Below are 17,161 nucleotides of genomic sequence, written 5' to 3' on the forward strand. Positions count from 1 at the left end.
CTCCATCCATGTGTCGGTTTTGTGATAGAATTAGTTGGGTAAATAGATGGTTTTGGCGGTTTTGTGTCAGTGTGATAGCTTACTGGTGAACTACTTTTGTTAAAGTCAAATGCGCACAAATAGAGTGAAAAAGATCGGCTACTTGTTGATAGCAGTCTGCGGGTAGGTCGATCTTTTAAACCAAAAATTGGAGGGTGGGGATTACTGAGAATGCATAATCATGGAGATATAGTTGATCAATTAACAGAAGAGAAAAAAGGTATAAGAATACGGTTAGGTTAGGTCAAATTCATTTAAGTATGAATTTGAAGGGTGACTAGTTGAGTCACCCTTTTTTTATTGAGTGGACTCTCTGGGTAGAGAACAAGTAACACTTGGTCAATGAAGCATCTACTAAATAATCTCTCGACCCAAGATTTATCGTGTCGGAAAAGTTATCAGATTCGGCGGAATAGTACTAGTCACAGGAGTGTGTCTCAGCCTTTATTTGTGAATGAATAGTTGTAAAGGGATTTGTAATATGTGAAAAATGTAATGTTGTAATAGTGCGTTTTCTGACAAATTTCAGATTACGTAATAATACAATTTGTAATGACCTAATATCTAAACTAAAGAAAAAATAAGCCATGATTAGAAATTTACTTTTTATCACAGTCTATGTTGGATTGCTTGCCAGTACCATGTCGTGTACATGGGACCAAATGACTCCTACAATAGACTGTTCATTATCTCCAGTTGTCGTGGAGCTACTAGAAACACAGGGTACAGGGTGCGGTGCTGCCAATGGTGGCTTTACGCTAGCAGCAACTGGTGGTGAGTCTCCATATAGTTTTGACTCTGGGGTTGGTACCAACGCCGATGGTGTGTTCGCTAACGTCCAAGCGGGTGTATATGCAGTAGAAGTGACTGATGTCAATGACTGTACTGCGGAACTAAACGTGATAGTGCCCAATCTTGGTGGCGTTAATCTTGATGAGGTGAAAACCAATGATGCAGGGTGTGGTAGCAGCAATGGAAGTATTGAAATCGTGGCATCTGGTGGGGAAGAACCTTATGCGTACACTTTGGACAATGGTAGTGCACAGGCGGATCATGTGTTTTCTGGTCTAGAAAAAGGAATGCATACTGTAGTGGTTGCGGATCAGCTAGGGTGTGAAATCAGTCAAAGTGTAGAGGTTCTGTCTGGTGTGAGTTATAACAGCACGATCCAGGGAATCATAGAGAATAGTTGCGCGATTTCGGGTTGTCACAACGGAAGTGTCTTTCCTGATTTTAGATCATTCGAAACCATTCAAGCCAGAGCCAGCAGTATCAAATCCAGGACGGCCAACGGATCCATGCCCAAAGGATCTACCCTGTCACAGACACAGATCGATCAAATAGCCTGTTGGGTAGATGATGGGGCACTGGACAACTAGAAACTAACAAAAACCTATTTACATAAACTTAAATAATACCCTATGAAATCAAAAATGTTACTATTTGTTATCGCGTTGTTTGCTATGACTCAAGCCATGGCACAAAATACCTTAATTGATCGCGCAGGGGTTGCTTCCTTCTTTTCGGAAGCGCCAATGGAAGATATCGAAGCAGTCAACAAGGAAGTATTGGGAGCCATAGATTTGGAAAAAGGAACCCTAGCGGTATCTATGTTTATCAAAGGCTTTCACTTTGACAAGAGCTTGATGGAAGAGCATTTCAACGAGAATTATCTAGAGTCTGAGAAATATCCTAAGGCAACATTTAAGGGCAAGATAACGGACTATGCCAACCTAGACCTGACCAAAACAGGAACCTATACGGCAGAAGCTGATGGAGAGATGGAAATCCATGGTGTCAAGAAACCGCTCAAAACCAGGGTAGAGTTCAAGGTGACAGCCTCGACTATTGAAGCGAAAACGGCTTTTGAAATATCGGTGGCGGAGCATGACATTGAGATTCCTACACTGGTGATCAAGAACATTGCGGAGTTTGTCGATGTAAAGGCTTCATTCAAATTCGCACGATAAGATGATGATCAAGAAAATATTCGCAGGAATCATCGTGTTGGCTTATTCTTCAGCACTTTGGGCTCAGGATGATTTACTGGCTAGTTTGGAAGCGGAGCAAGCAGATCAAAAGATGCTGGTAGAGGCTACTTTCAAAGGTACGAGACTGATCAATGGTCACTCGATTGAGACACGTAAGAAAGGTGTCATGGATTTTATGATTTCGCATCGTTTCGGGACCATTGATGGAGGGTTTTATGAGCTTTTCGGACTGGACTATGCACAGATACGAATCGGGTTAGAGTATGCCGTGACGGATAGGTTGTACGTAGGATTGGGACGAAACTCGTTCGAAAAGACCTATGATGGCTTTGCGAAGTATCGTGTGCTACGTCAGTCGACGGGCAAGGGGAGCATGCCTATATCTGCGACGTGGCTGAGCTCTATGGCGATCAAGACGCTAAAGGATCCCGAAAATGATCTGGCGTTCACAGACAAACTGTCCTTTACACATCAGTTGCTGATTGCGCGAAAGTATGAGAAGCTGTCGTTTCAGATCATGCCTACCTGGGTGCATCGCAACTTGATAGGTGAAGAGGATGATACCAATGACATCTTAGCAATGGGTGTCGGTGGACGTGTCAAATTCTCTCAGCGTGTGGCCCTATGCGTAGAGTACTATTATCAGTTCGAACCACTCAACAATACAACGACCAATGCCTTGGCTATTGGTTTTGACATAGAGACTGGAGGGCATGTTTTTCAACTCCAGTTTACCAATGCTACTGCGATGGTACCGAGTAGCTTTATCACACAAACCACCAACGACTTCTTTGAGGGTGAAATCCACTTTGGTTTCAATATCTCAAGAACTTTTCAGGTAAACTAAAACACTCTTTTATACCAATAATGACCCATGCCTGATGCGTCCAGAGAATTTTCTGGATGTGTCAGGGTCATAGGTGTGTCCAAAAAATTAAACAAAACCTTATTATTTAAACTTAAAGTAAAGAACAATGAAGAATGTAGTAAATCAATTTAGCCTTAGGCTTATGTTGGCTCTTGCCTCTATAGTATTTGTCACTTCGTGTAGTAGTGATGACAATACAGAGGAGCCAGACTTATCGGCCAGTGCCAAGATTCAATTGTCTAATGACGCTGCTTTGGGCGAAATTTTGACAGATGCCAATGGCGTCACGTTGTATGTTTTTGCCAAAGATGTAGCAGGTACTAGTGCTTGTTTGGACGGATGTCTTGATGCTTGGCCAATATACTATGCTGAAGATGCAGTGATTGGTACGGGATTAGAAGCGACTGATTTTAGCAGTATCACCCATAGCAATGGGGAGAAACAGACAACCTACAAAGGGTGGCCACTGTATTATTTTTCTCCATCTGGTGATGGTGTGATCGAAACGGCTGGTAGTACTGCTGGTGATGGTGCTGGATCTGCATTTCATGTAGCCAAGCCTGACTATACCATTATGCTAGCCAATACACAACTCGTAGGAGTCGATGGCAAGAACTATACCTCGGAGTATGTAGAGGGAGAGGGTGCCACATCTTATTTTGTCAATGCAAGCGGTCGCGCACTCTATATATTCACGAATGACACCAAGGATACCAATAATTTTACGGCGAGTGATTTTTCCAATGATGGCGTATGGCCAGTTTATACCAAAGAGATCGAAGCAGTCGTGTCTTCTATTAATGCAGATGATTTTGGATCAATCGATGTATTCGGTGAGAGTCAGTTGACTTACAAAGGATGGCCGTTGTACTACTTTGGTCAGGATACAGACCGAGGTGATACCAAAGGCGTGAGTGTGCCTGCACCGGGTGTGTGGCCTGTGGCTACTACCGACCTAGCAGCGGCTGAGGAAGTAATAGTAGAAACGACCATAATGTTGAGTACGGACAATGCATTAGGAGAATTACTGACTGATGCTGAGGGGCATGTGCTGTACTATTTCGCCAAAGATGTAGCGGGTACTAGAAACTGTACAGGAGGATGTGCTGATTCATGGCCTGTGTTTTATACCGCTGATATCGAAGTAGGTGAAGGACTCGATGCTGAGGACTTTGAAAACATCGAGCAGGATGGCGACATGATCACGACCTACAAAGGATGGCCGCTATACTATCACTCCGAATCGGGTGATGGTGTGATAGACGCAGTAGGCAATGCCTCAGGCCAAGGACTAGGGGGTGTATGGTATGTGATGAAAGACTACAGCATCATGCTAGCCAAAGGACAGCTCATCGGTGCGGATGGCAAAAACTATCTAGAGGACTACACTGAGGGAGAAGGCGAAACGACTTACTTCACCAGTGCTTGGGGCAAAACGTTGTATGCATTCAACAACGACAGCAAAGACACCAATACTTTCACCAACGAGGACTTCAGCAACGACGGCTCTTGGCCTATATACCATGTGACGGTAGACCAACTCCCTGCAGCGATGGACGCGGCGGACTTTGGGGAAATCGAAGTGTTCGGTGAGATGCAACTTACCTTCAAAGGCTGGCCTGTATACTACTATGGGGGAGACAGCGACAGAGGAGAAAACAAAGGCGTGAGCGTACCCAGCCCGGGTGTTTGGCCTATCATCAACAACAGTACTGTAGCAGCAGAATAGTTGTAGTATAAGATAATTTAAGTTGAACTGTAGTCGCTAGCTACATGTAATGGGTGTGCTCTGGATTGTCGGAGCACACCTTCTTTATTTATGGAGATGCTGATTAGGATGGGAGCGTCTAATTCCCTTCGCCTAGGGTCGGTTGGTTATAGCCTTATAAAATCATTCGATATTCATCGTTTAAATCTCGAGTAGAATCAAATTATCCCTAATTTTGATCGTCTTCGCTTGATGAATAGAGCGTTGATTTATCACTCTCCAAACACACACGAATGAGAATCCTGCATACTTCTGATTGGCACATTGGACAAAAACTCTACGGCCAAGACCGATACGAGGAGTTTGAATACATGCTGGATGAGATGATTGGGGTGATAGAGGAGAATAAGGTAGAGCTACTGTTGATCTCTGGCGATATCTTCGATGTGCCGTCTCCATCCAATAGAGCGCAAGAGTTGTACTACAATTTCATCAAGCGACTGCTCAATACCTGTTGTAGACATACCATCGTCACTGGAGGAAACCACGATTCCATCTCGACTCTGAATGCACCCAAAGAAGTATTGAAGATGGTCAATGTTACGACGATTGGTGGAGTGACCGAGTCCTTGAGCGACATGATCGTCCGAGTCTTGGACAAGGATGGCCAGCATGTCCTGAATGTGGCAGCCATCCCATATCTCAGGGACAAGGACGTCCGAAAGAGTGTAGCAGGGCAAGATGCATCGGATAGTGAAAAGTCAGTAAAGAATGGCTTGGTGCAGTTCTATGATACGATTGAGGCGCTGTTGCATGACGACACCAAGCCCTGCATAGGTATGGGGCACCTTTTTGCTCATGGGGCGACTACCTCAGACAGCGAAAGAGACATCAATATCGGTAATCTAGGGGCGGTCAATGCCAATGAATTTCCCCAATCATTTGATTATACAGCCTTGGGGCATATTCACAAGCCACAGGTGATCGGCAAAAATGAGATGATCCGGTACTCGGGATCTCCACTACCTCTAAGTTTCTCGGAGCGAAAGGACCAGAAAAGTGTCGTGCTATTGAACCTAGTCAACGAAAAGCTGACCATAGAAGAAATCATCCCACTTCACCCCGCTCGCAAACTGGTGAAATTCAAAGGCACTTTTGCAGAACTACAAAAAGCGCTACTGCAGTATGAATCCAAGTCCAATCTGGTGGATTGGGCAGAGGTCGAGATTGTGGAGGAGGAGCACTCACCCCAACTGAGGATGGATTTTGAAGCTTTTATGTCAGAGAGTACGTTTCAGGTCGAAGTACTCAAGTACCGTTTTTCGGTCAAAAAGGGAAAAGGAGATACCGGAGACTTTTTCCAACAAAACAAGCTACTGGAAGATCTCAAACCGCAGGAAGTCTTTGAGAAAAGGCTGGCCAATGTGCCAGCAGAGGAGCACGAGGAGTACAAGGAGTCATTTAATGAATTGTTGAAAGAAATGAACGAGGCAAAGAATGAAGATCAATAAGCTGAGACTTAAAAACCTGAACTCCCTCAAGGGGGAACATGAGGTGGATTTTGCGTCGGGACCACTGTCAGAGAATGGCATCTTTGCGATTACTGGCCCTACCGGTGCTGGCAAGACTACCTTGCTGGATGCCATCTGTCTGGCGCTGTACAATCAAGTTCCCAGAACACTGAAAGTCTCTAAAACCCTCTTGGTACAAAGTGGCGCGATCTGCACGCGAAACACCACTGACAGTTATGCAGAGGTAGAATACAGCGTCGATGAAAAGGAATACCGATCGTCATGGTCGATTAGAATCAATAAGCGCGGCAACCTTGCCGATTATGAAATGACCCTGGCCGATGTAGCGACGGGTGAGTTTTATGATCTGAAAAAGAGCGAAGTGCCTAGACACAATGAACAGATCATAGGGCTGGGGTTTGAGCAGTTCCTCAAGTCTTCGCTGCTCGCACAGGGTGAGTTTGCCAAGTTTCTAAAAGCCAGTAAAGACGAACGAGGCAAACTGCTAGAGAACATCACAGGCACCACCATATACCGAGAGATCGGTATGGCTGCCTATGACAAGCAAAGACTGGAGAAAGACAAGCTAGAGCTGCTAGAAAAAGGAGTGGAGTTAATTGAGCTTTTGTCAGAAGACCAACTAGAAGAATTAAAAGAAGAAAGTAAGGCCAAGGAGGAAGAAAGGAAAGCCAACGCGCAGCAACTCGCCCAATCTACCCAATCCAAGCAGCTGTTTGAACTCATCCAAAGGGATCAACAGTCCTTGACGCAAAAACAACAGGAAAAGGAAGAGATGCAACAGCAAATCTTGGCTTTTGAATCGGAGGAAAAGCAACTTCTACATCAGCATCGTAAAGTAGCTGTGCATCAGGAACTAATGGGTCAATATGAATCCTTGGCCAAGGATACGGCGCAGATGACTCATGGGCTTGATCGAGATGCCGAACAGAAGCGTACGCAGCAAAAGGCAATGGATCAGTTACAGATCGATATCCAACAGCTCGCTCTAGCACTATCCACCAAAGAAAAAGAGCGGGACGCCCAAAAGCCAATATGGGAGCAAGTCAGGCGATGGGATATTGAAATAGCCGAAGAAGGTCGGTTGCTTGCCAATCAATCTACTGAATTAGCTGAGTTGAAAGCCAAGTTGGACGAGCAGACTTTGGAACTGTCTCAACTGCAGGAGAGAAAAGATGCCACGACAACATCAAGGGCCAACTGTGCGCTGTATCTGACTGAAAACGAAGGATTAAAAGGGTTGTCAGGTGCCTTGTCTGGCCTGGAGAAGCAATATAAACAGGCACAAGATTTAACGGGTGATTGCCATCGATTGAGAGATCAACTTCTGCTCAACGACCAGGATCTATCCAAGGCTGTCAAGGAACTGAAGAAGCCAGATGAGATCCTGCACTATATCGACGAATTGACGGCTGGATATCAAGGGGCAAACAATATTCCTGCACAGGTCGAGAAACAGCGTAATCAGGTTAAAGAACTAGGACATAGATTCAATGCGTATAAGGAACTGCACGAAAAGGCAAAACACATCCAATCAGATCAAGTAGAGCTAGAGCAAGTCACTGCTAAAATAGCTTCAGACACATTGGCTCTTGAGAATTTAAAGGAATCGGTGGATCGATTAAGCCATGAACAGGAGGTTAAAGGATTAACTGTTGAAGAGTTGGAAATCAGGCATCAACGCCAGCAGTTAGAAGCGAAATACGAAGAGGATAGAGAAGCATTGGTTGAACATCAACCCTGTCCATTGTGTGGCTCTGAGCAGCATCCATTCGTCACACACTATACCCATTCGGTCAGCAAGACTGCCGAAGAGTTGACGCGTGCCAAGCTGGACTTGGAGACGATCAGTACAGCGTTGATCCAAAAACAAGCGGCTATCAAGTCTACCCAAGAGAAACTCGCCGAGGCGAAAGACAAGCAAGCCTCATTGGCATCAGCCTATGAAAGCATGATGGACGAACTCGAATCTCTTTGTTTGGCAGTAGACACGTCGGTAGACCTAGCAGCGCTAGCGAGGACTGCCTTTGTATCAGATGCGCAGCTGCTACTTCACGAGGCGGAGGAGGAGCTCCAGGGATTGATCCAGCAGGAGAAGAAGCAACAAGACCACATGGCCATGGCCACCGTTCGATCTGCAGCACTGAAGGCCAAACAAGCCGCTGATCTCTACAAAGCTGAAGTTGCACCATACAGTGAGATTGTTGGCAGTGCGAACTTAGATAAGCTCAAGGAAGCCACCCGCCAGTATGAAGAAAATCAGGCTAAGCTACAGCAGATCCAGTCCGAACTACAAACGATAGCAAAAGAGGAAGATTTAGTTACCAAATCCATTGCAGAGAGTAATACCCATATTACTAAGAAAGCAGAAGTACAGACAGCCCAAAAGAAGCAGTTGGAACTAAAGCAGAAACAGAGAAGTGAAGCCTTCGGTACCAAAGATCCAGAGCAAGAACAAGCGGCCTTGGCTCAAGCAATGGACGATACCAAAACCCAGCTCAACGATACCAAAATAGAGAATGCGCGCTTATCGGAGAGTATTCAGGCATTGAGCACCTCTCTCTCAACACGAGAGGAGGAACTAAAAGACAAGCAGCTACGGCTCGATACGACTACTACAGCGCTCTCTCGAGTCGTCCAAAAGCTCAACTTAGAGTCTATTGAGCAGCTGCGTCAGTGCCTGTTGTCTCCCTCTCGGGTCGAGGAGATCGAAGAGAAAGACCGCACGCTAGATCGCAAAAGAGAAACGATCCAGGCAGAGATTGTTCGCCTGTCCCAGTCGATTGAGAGCCAAACTGCCCAGTTACCCAATGGTTATGACCATGAGGCTGTTATAGCCATGATAGAAGCGCTGAATACCGCCCAAGAAGCACTGCTCAAAAGAATCAACGAGATAGAATTCAAGTTAGCGGATCACGAGAAAAACGAATCCAAGAATCAAACACTTCGAGCTGAGATCAAAACCCAGCAGACGGTGTTTGCCAGATGGAAAAAGCTATCCGAATTGATCGGATCGGCAGATGGCAAGGTATTTAGCACCTTCGCACAGAACTTGACACTACAGCATCTCATCTTCCTAGCCAATAGACATCTGAGTACACTGAGTGATCGTTATGTACTGATCAAAGACGCCAATGATACCAACAAAGAAGACATCTATATCCGAGACCAGTGGCAAGGCGATACCGAGCGATCCGTATCTACACTGTCCGGAGGAGAATCATTTATCGTCAGTTTGTCCCTAGCACTTGGGTTGTCAGAGATGGCCAGCAAGAATGTCAAGATAGAGAGCCTGTTCATTGACGAAGGGTTTGGCACCTTGGATCAAAATACCTTGGAAACCGTCCTGACCGTGCTAGAGCAACTCCAATACAAATCCGCCTGTAGTATAGGCGTCATTTCCCACGTAGAGCAACTCAAAGAGCGCATCACCACTCAGATCGTCCTAGACCTAAATGCAGCCGGCCATAGCACGATATCGGTGGTGGGTTGATTGGATACTTTGACTGTCCATTAACGAGGTTACTTTAAGTAACCTCGTTAATGGAAGACCATTTGATCTACCTCCAAAAACCCGTGCGGGTTTACGTCAAAGCGTAGTGTAGTTTGTGAGAAAACCTGCTGTTGTTTGTGTGAAAGTCTGCCTAGGTTTGGGAGTAAACCTGCCTAGGTTTGAGAGAAAGTCTGCGCGGGTTTGGGACAAAGTCTGCGCGGTTTTGAGGCTAAGTCTGCGCAGGTTTTGAGGGGCATGTGACGAGACCTTATTGTCCTCATGGGGAAGTCTGCCAAACAATGATGCCGTTATTGTATCATGGTAATTGATGGTTTCTCCGTGACGGCTTCTTTTTTTGGGATTATATGGAATACAATGAATCTAAGTTCGCTTACCCCAACGATGCGGATCTCGCACTGGTGGGGTTATCCATAGCCTAGGAATGAGGTGATCACTATGGAGGACGGTAGAATCAAAAAGCCTGATTGTATCACACAATCGAGCCTAATAAAAATCATGCGCTCAGTTTAAAAACATTCGCTTGCAGTAGGGGCTTGTTCTGGGCTAGGTGAAGAGTTCTCACCAAAGGTGTTACAATAGATGACACTCGAAGTGTCCCAACCTGATAATCTACTTTTTATTCAGAGACTTTTTAGCCCTGCTTTAGGTCTCTAGGACGTATCGGTCGCCTATTCAGTTGAAACTGGGTAGGCGATTTTGTGTGGTTAAAATTCACTACTCTTAGGGATTGTGCTTTAGGGAGAGTCAGGCATACATTTGCACCTTATTTTAATCGAGTCTAAATAAAGGTAATGTATAAGTCAGTCCTACTATTTGCCAGTTGTCTGGTTCTAACGCTACATGTGCAAGCACAATCGATCCATGGTGTGGTCAAAGATAGTGAGGGTGAGGCAGTACCTGGAGCTACCGTCATGATCGTAGGGACTGGCCTAGGATCTGCAGCGAATTTTGAAGGGGTATATCGTATAGACTCAGCTCCTTCAGGTCGTCAAAAGCTTAAGATATCTGCTATTGGTTTTGAGGAGCAGTTTGTAGAACTCCTCGTCAAAGCGGGACAATCCCATCAAGTCCATATCGACCTAGAGGCTAGTTCGACCAGCCTAGAGGAGATTACTATAGTTGGTAAATCTGAAGCGACGCAAGTACGAGAGCAAGCGTATGCCGTCTCAGTGGTAGAAGCGAAAGCATTGAAAAATTCTAGTGCTGATGTCAATCAAATTCTTAACCGCGTGTCAGGAATCAACATCCGGCAAAACGGAGGGATGGGCTCTAATTTTAACCTTTCACTGAATGGCCTCTCAGGCAATAGAGTACGGACATTTATCAACGGCGTACCGATGGACTATTTCGGCTCTTCTTTGAGTCTCAATAATTTTCCTGCCAACCTGATCAGTACAATAGAGATATACAAAGGAGCTGTCCCGATTCATTTGTCTTCGGATGCTTTGGGTGGGGCGATCAACATAGTGACTGATACCCGAGCGATGAGTTATCTAGATGCATCGTTCTCCTATGGATCATTCAATACGCAGACGGGGGCACTCAATGGTCAATGGCATGATAAAAAAACAGGATTGACCTTTAGGGTTAAATCTTTCTACAACCACTCAGATAATGACTACCCGATAGATATCAATATCTTAAACACCGAAACAGGTAATTTAGACGAAGAGACTACCGAAGTAAAGCGGTTTCATGATGCTTACTCTTCACAAATGGTATGGGCAGAAGTAGGGGTGATGAATAAGTCGTATGCAGATGAACTGATGGTAGGCGTGGTTTTGTCTGGTAACTATAAAGAACTACAGCAAAACCCCTACGCAACAGGCACTTCTGCTTACCCAGTGGGGGAAGCAGAGACACAGTCTGATATTAAGATATTCAACTTGTCCTATCGCAAAAAAGACTTGTTTGTCAAAGACCTAAACGTACGTGGATATGCCGTGTATCTAGACGCGAACGAAGAGTACGTAGACACGAGTTCGAACCAATACGATTGGTTTGGGGACTATAGACCAGATGTGCATGTGACGACAGGGGAGCTGGGACGAAAAACGCACTTTTATCTCAATAGGACTAATTTTTTGGCAAATGCCAATGCAGAATATGCCATTAGCTCCAATCACAATCTGTCCGTGAACTATTCGATCAATAGAATGGAACTACAGGGGCGTGATGATTTTCAACCACAGAACAATACCCAATTTAGTAATCCCAACATAGTCAACAAACAAGTGACAGGTTTAGGCTATACCCATACGATGCTGGCGGATCGCTTGAGTACCACTTTGTTTGCCAAAAACTATGACTATTTGATCCAGAGCAATATCGCTAGCTATGATGGAGAGGAAACGGAGTTTTTCGAGACCAAAGAAAATAGGTTAGGTTATGGCTTGGCGTCTACCTTTTTCGTCAATGATAACTTTCAGGTGAAAGCTTCTTTTGAAAAAGCATTTCGATTTCCTGAGTCCTATGAGATGTATGGTGATGGACTCAATGTCATCCCAAACCCGTCTCTCGCGCCTGAGTCTAGCAACAACTACAATGTCGGCATACGCTTCAATTCTATTTCTCAGCGACAGAACCAATATATGTTCGAGCTGAATGCCTTTGTGAGAGATAGTGAAAACTACATACGATTCGAGCCTAAGCTGAACCGCAGCACCTATGTCAATGACAAAAGTGTCCTAGCCCGAGGCATAGACTTGGCCTTGCGCTATGCGATTCGAGACCAGTTCTCTATAGGTTTTGGGGGTACATACTTGGATCTACGAAACAGTGATAAGGCGTCTGGATTGTATGGTGACCGTTTGCCCAACGAGCCATATATCTATAGCAATCTAATCCTGAGTTATAGCATTTCGAATCTTCTAGGTTTGGAAGATCAGTTGACCATCACCAATATCAACCGTTATGTGCATGACTTTTATCTCAAGTGGGAGAGTCTGGCATCTCAGGACAAGTCAGTGATCCAATCACGACTGACTAATGATTTACAATTGACCTATTCGCTCAAGAACGGGAGGTACAATGTATCGTTTTTGGTTTCGAATATGTTTGATGCCAAAGTCTACGATAATTTCAACCAGCAAAACCCTGGTAGAGCCTTCAACTTAAAGCTCAGATACTTTATTAGCAAAAATTAATTATTAGAAATAGATCATGAAAAAGCAATTTTTGAATATAGCAGCTGGGGTTCTCAGCGCAACCATCGTTTTGACTTCTTGTTTAGATGATGATGGAAGTTCGGCCACTACGTCACACTTGATCGTGGGGATCGAGGCGGAGTCTGGTACTGATATATTAGTAGGAGCGGATGATTTGATGTCGGGTACGATCTCTCCAGTGGGACGAGGTGTCGAACAGCCTGCTTGGATGTCGTTTTATCAAGTAGGTAACACGCTTTTGGCCAGTGGATATACGAGTGATAACATGACGACTGGCTATCGAATGATAGATAGTGTACTGACAGATGTAGGTTCATTCATCACCGAACTCGGCGTATATGGTATCGCTGAGATAGATGAGAACACAGCGTTGGTAGCAGGTGTGACACGTGCTGGGTTTGAGGATAGAGTTTTCTATACGATTGATTTAAATACCATGTCTATCATCAGCAGGTTCAATACCAAAATAGACGAGCGTCAGGAAGAGGGGCTAGTCGCTTGGCCTACAGGTATGATTAGACAAAAGAACAAACTCTATATCTCCTATTACCTCATGGGAGCAGGTGAATTAGAAGAAGCACCAGCATTCTCTACTCCTAACTCTAATCAAGCCCGTGTGGCGATCTATTCTTACCCAGAGATGGAGTTGCTAAACATCGCTACGGATGACCGCACCTCTGATATTGGATTGTATTCTGGCGAAAATGCTATTATGGAAACAGAAAACGGTGACATCTACTCGTTTTCAACTTCTGGATCAGCTTCATATTTCAAACCTGTACCTTCTAATCCATCAGGCTTCTTGAGAATCCAAAACGGTGAGACAGCGTTTGATGACAGCTACTTCTTCAACTTCGAAGAGGCTAGTGGTGGGTTCAAAATCAACCAAGCCTTCTATGCTGGTAATGGCAAAATGATTGTCAAAATGATCAAAGAAGACTCTAACAACCCAATCTATTATGGTGCAAGTTTTGGCGTCTATCCAGAAACCCCCATTTGCTATCTAGCCGTAGCGGATTTAGAAAACCAGACCGTAACACCCATAGATGATATCCCAGCCAATGGTGGCGGATGGGGAGTCGCTCACATGGTACATGATGGCAGAGTGTACATCAACGTGTGTAATTATAAGACCGAAACATCAACCGAGGCTTATATCTATGAGATAGATCCTGAGACGGCTACCGCAGTGAAGGGTGCCGAGATAGATGGCAACTATGCCAAATCGATCAACTTGCTTTACTAAGACAATACATATTCCATGAATAGTAGGTTGTCCTGATTTCGGTCAGGGCAACCTTATTTTAATCATAGGGCGATGGCCTGTTGGGCTAACTACCCAGACAAATTAGTATATACAGATGAAGAAAATATTAAGTTTAGCACTATTGCTAGTGGTCTCATCGACTGCTTTTGCACACTACCTCTGGATCGAAACCAATGCGACGGGTACTGCCAATCAAGAACAGGAAATCAAAGTCTACTTTGGGGAGTATACCTACGGGGTGAAAGAGAAGATCGGGGAGGATGCCTTTGAGCGTGTCAAAGATTTTGAGTTGTGGGTCGTCGACCCCAAGGGAAACAAAATACCCTTGGAAGTAACCGCTACCGAAGATTACTATCTCGCCAAATATACCCCCAAATCGAAAGGAACACACACGGTGATCATGGACAATGCCAACATCGATGTGATCGATTATACCAAATATGATTTTGGGATCTTTAAAACCCACTACCATAGTATAGCCAATATCCAAGTAGGTAAAAAGGATACAGATACAGTTGCACAAAATGAAACAGGTATTACTGTTCAGCGTGTCGCGTCAGCTGATGATGCGGTGACCCTGCGTGTATTGTTTCAGGGAGAGCCTTTGGCTAAAAATGAACTGACGGTTTTCGTCGCAGATCAGTGGAGCAAGACGCTGCACACTGATGAAGCGGGTTTGGTCTCGTTTGATCTCCCATGGGAGGGTACCCAGTACATTATCGAAACGACGACCAAGGAAGAAGTGCCAGGTACGTTTAGAGGAGAAGACTATCAGTTCGTATGGAACTGTGTGACCTACAGTATTCAGAACTAATCATACAAGGACTATGGTGACATTGACGGTTATATTGGTAGCTATTGGGTTTTATTTTTTCTATCAAACCTCGGAGCGCGCTTACCCATCACGTACCCTGCGGGTGGAGCGATGGATGTATATGAAACAGCAGCCGGCTAAGTCGCTAGGAGCTATATGTCTCATCACCGCGATATTCCCTGCGATAGCGCACTGGGGTGCGGTAGCGGGCGTGTTGTTCTTTTTAGTCACGTTGATGACCGTAGGTAGTCTAATCGTCCTCTTGACACCACTTCGTATTATAGGCTACCGCAGTCTCGCTGTGGTAGCACTTGTTTCTCTCCTGATCGAAATCACTTTCTAATATGCCTGCAAACCCAAAACACCTGACCAAAGCTATCCATCAGCGCATGGCTAAGATCACAGCAGCCATCCTCGGTGGATATTTATTAACGACCGCTGTTCATTTGGCTTTGGCTACTTGGCTGGACAAAGGAACAGTCTTGATTACCTCGACCTATACGGGGTTTATCCTGTGGGTCGCACTGATGATCATCGCTTTTCTGGGACGAAATGGGTGGAAGACCTGGGGAATCTATCTCTTGCTAACGGGGTTCTTCTCTATCCTCGTTTATGTGAATAAAATCTATTTTACTGTCGAAACTGCACTATGAGTAATCGCGTCTACAACATCCTTTTTCACCTCCATACCGTTAGTGGTATTGTCATAAGTGTACTGCTCTTTGTGATCTTTTTTGCGGGTTCATTTTCATTCTTTCGAGACGATATCGTCAACTGGGAGCGAGGGCATACCGTAGAGCAGACCGAGCGTATCGATATGGATCTCGATGCGGCGATGGACTCCTTGTCACAGCATTACAACCTACACGGTAGAGATGTATCGATTAGCAAGCACTATCTGGAGCGAAGAATAGGCGTGAGCCTCAGTGCCTCTCATGATTCCCTGGCGAGCGAAGCGGACAAGGCTCGTGCGTTTTTTTATCTAGATATGAAAACTACAGAGACGGCTAGCTATGCGAGCTCCTATTCGCTAGGGGAGTTTCTCTATCGTTTGCATTTTATGGCACAGATACCTCACCCAGTAGGGTATTATTTGTCAGGTTTTACGGCACTGTTTTTCCTCTTTGCGATCATCACAGGGATACTCGTGCACTGGGACAAGATCGTGAGCAATTTCTTCCTGTTTCGTCCATGGGCGAAGCTCAAAGCCATGTGGACAGATGCACATACTGCTTTGGGGACTTTGGGACTCCCGTTTCAGTTTGTATATGCGGTCACGGGTGCATTCTTTATGATCAAAGCGCTTTTGATCGCGCCGAGTATTTTTGTGCTTTACGATGGGGATCAAAAGCAGTTTTATGCAGATCTAGGGTATGGTGAGCCTACCTTCGAATACAGCTATCAGCCGCTCAGTAGTTCGTTTAGTTTCAACGACATGGTGCGCGAAACAAGTCAGGACTGGGCAGGATTTGATGTTAACCACATGCACATATTCAACTATGGTGATTCGACCATGCATGTCGCAGTAGAAGGGGAGATGAATAGAAATGTGAAATTCACCGGGCCTGGCAAGCGTATCTATCAGGTCGCTACTGGAGAGGTGATCGAGGAGCAAAGTCCTCTAGTCGCTGCGAGCTATATGGATGGAGTCAAGAACTGGCTCTATCGACTGCACTATGGCGACTATGGAGGCTATGCGCTGAGGATTGTCTCTTTTTTCTTGGGAATCGTGTCCTGTTTTGTTATCATCTCTGGGATCATGATATGGCTCGTAGCGCGCAAGAAGCAGAGTATTCCTGAACGCAAACGGAAATTTAATCTATGGGTGGCTCAGATCTACATGGCGATATGCCTCAGTATGTTTCCAGTGACGGCTCTTACCTTTGTAGCAGTCAAACTTTTTGATGGCTATGGAAAGCCCTTTATCTATTCGGTTTACTTCCTGACTTGGTTGTTCGCGTCGGTCTTATTTATCATCAAGCGCGACATAGGCTTTACGAACAAGTATTGTTTGTTGTCTGGTAGTCTGATAGGACTATTGGTGCCGATCGCTAATGGCATCAGTTCGGGGCAGTGGATATGGATTTCTTGGAGAGAAGGTGCTGATCAGGTGTTGTTCATAGATCTGTTTTGGATAGGGCTGTCTGCACTGGCGTGGTTGGCCTATCGAAACCTGAACAAAAAGCAGGGTCAGAATACAGAGTCGAACGCTGCTATACCTGAGGACAAAGAAGAGTCTGTAGCAGAGCTGGTGTGATGTTGTA

At 45.1% G+C, this 17,161-nt stretch carries 12 protein-coding genes; all 12 read left to right on the forward strand.

The genetic code is table 11. The annotated features are described in order from the left end of the window. Positions 1–626: 626 nt before the first annotated feature. Positions 627–1,418 (forward strand): SprB repeat-containing protein, encoded by a 792-nt coding sequence (locus BGP76_RS05025; RefSeq protein WP_119843838.1) that lies wholly within the window; start codon positions 627–629, stop codon positions 1,416–1,418. A 42-nt stretch (positions 1,419–1,460) separates the two neighbouring features. Further along, positions 1,461–2,009, forward strand: coding sequence for a YceI family protein (locus BGP76_RS05030; RefSeq protein ID WP_073118717.1), 549 nt, complete (start codon positions 1,461–1,463; stop codon positions 2,007–2,009). A 1-nt stretch (position 2,010) separates the two neighbouring features. Next, a complete protein-coding gene (locus BGP76_RS05035) occupies positions 2,011–2,877 on the forward strand; it encodes a DUF5777 family beta-barrel protein (RefSeq protein WP_073118715.1) in 867 nt (288 codons plus the stop codon). A gap of 127 nt (positions 2,878–3,004) precedes the next feature. Continuing rightward, positions 3,005–4,627 carry a hypothetical protein gene (locus tag BGP76_RS05040; RefSeq protein WP_119843839.1) on the forward strand — a complete coding sequence of 541 codons (1,623 nt, stop codon included), beginning with the start codon at positions 3,005–3,007 and terminating at the stop codon, positions 4,625–4,627. Positions 4,628–4,899: 272 nt separating this feature from the next. Then, a complete protein-coding gene (locus BGP76_RS05045; protein ID WP_073118711.1) occupies positions 4,900–6,117 on the forward strand; it encodes an exonuclease SbcCD subunit D C-terminal domain-containing protein in 1,218 nt (405 codons plus the stop codon). After that, positions 6,104–9,628, forward strand: coding sequence for an SbcC/MukB-like Walker B domain-containing protein (locus BGP76_RS05050; protein ID WP_119843840.1), 3,525 nt, complete (start codon positions 6,104–6,106; stop codon positions 9,626–9,628). The genes BGP76_RS05045 and BGP76_RS05050 overlap by 14 nt, the downstream gene beginning before the upstream one ends. Positions 9,629–10,440: 812 nt before the next feature. Further along, entirely contained in the window at positions 10,441–12,795 is a 2,355-nt protein-coding gene (locus BGP76_RS05055; RefSeq protein ID WP_119843841.1) for a TonB-dependent receptor, read from the forward strand. Positions 12,796–12,811: 16 nt separating this feature from the next. Then, a complete protein-coding gene (locus tag BGP76_RS05060) occupies positions 12,812–14,062 on the forward strand; it encodes a DUF4374 domain-containing protein (protein ID WP_119843842.1) in 1,251 nt (416 codons plus the stop codon). A gap of 115 nt (positions 14,063–14,177) precedes the next feature. After that, positions 14,178–14,897, forward strand: a complete 720-nt coding sequence (locus tag BGP76_RS05065; protein ID WP_119843843.1) for a DUF4198 domain-containing protein — start codon at positions 14,178–14,180, stop codon at positions 14,895–14,897. Between the two features lie 13 nt (positions 14,898–14,910). Further along, positions 14,911–15,240, forward strand: a complete 330-nt coding sequence (locus BGP76_RS05070) for a hypothetical protein (protein WP_073118701.1) — start codon at positions 14,911–14,913, stop codon at positions 15,238–15,240. A gap of 1 nt (position 15,241) precedes the next feature. Further along, positions 15,242–15,550 (forward strand): hypothetical protein, encoded by a 309-nt coding sequence (locus tag BGP76_RS05075; protein WP_073118699.1) that lies wholly within the window; start codon positions 15,242–15,244, stop codon positions 15,548–15,550. Then, positions 15,547–17,154: a PepSY domain-containing protein gene (locus BGP76_RS05080; RefSeq protein WP_119843844.1), complete on the forward strand. Its 1,608-nt coding sequence runs from the start codon at positions 15,547–15,549 to the stop codon at positions 17,152–17,154. Before BGP76_RS05075 ends, BGP76_RS05080 begins: the two co-directional genes overlap by 4 nt. The last annotated feature ends 7 nt before the right edge of the window (positions 17,155–17,161 follow it).

Source organism: Reichenbachiella sp. MSK19-1 (genome assembly GCF_003590315.1).
Taxonomy (GTDB): Bacteria; Bacteroidota; Bacteroidia; order Cytophagales; family Cyclobacteriaceae; genus Reichenbachiella; species Reichenbachiella agariperforans.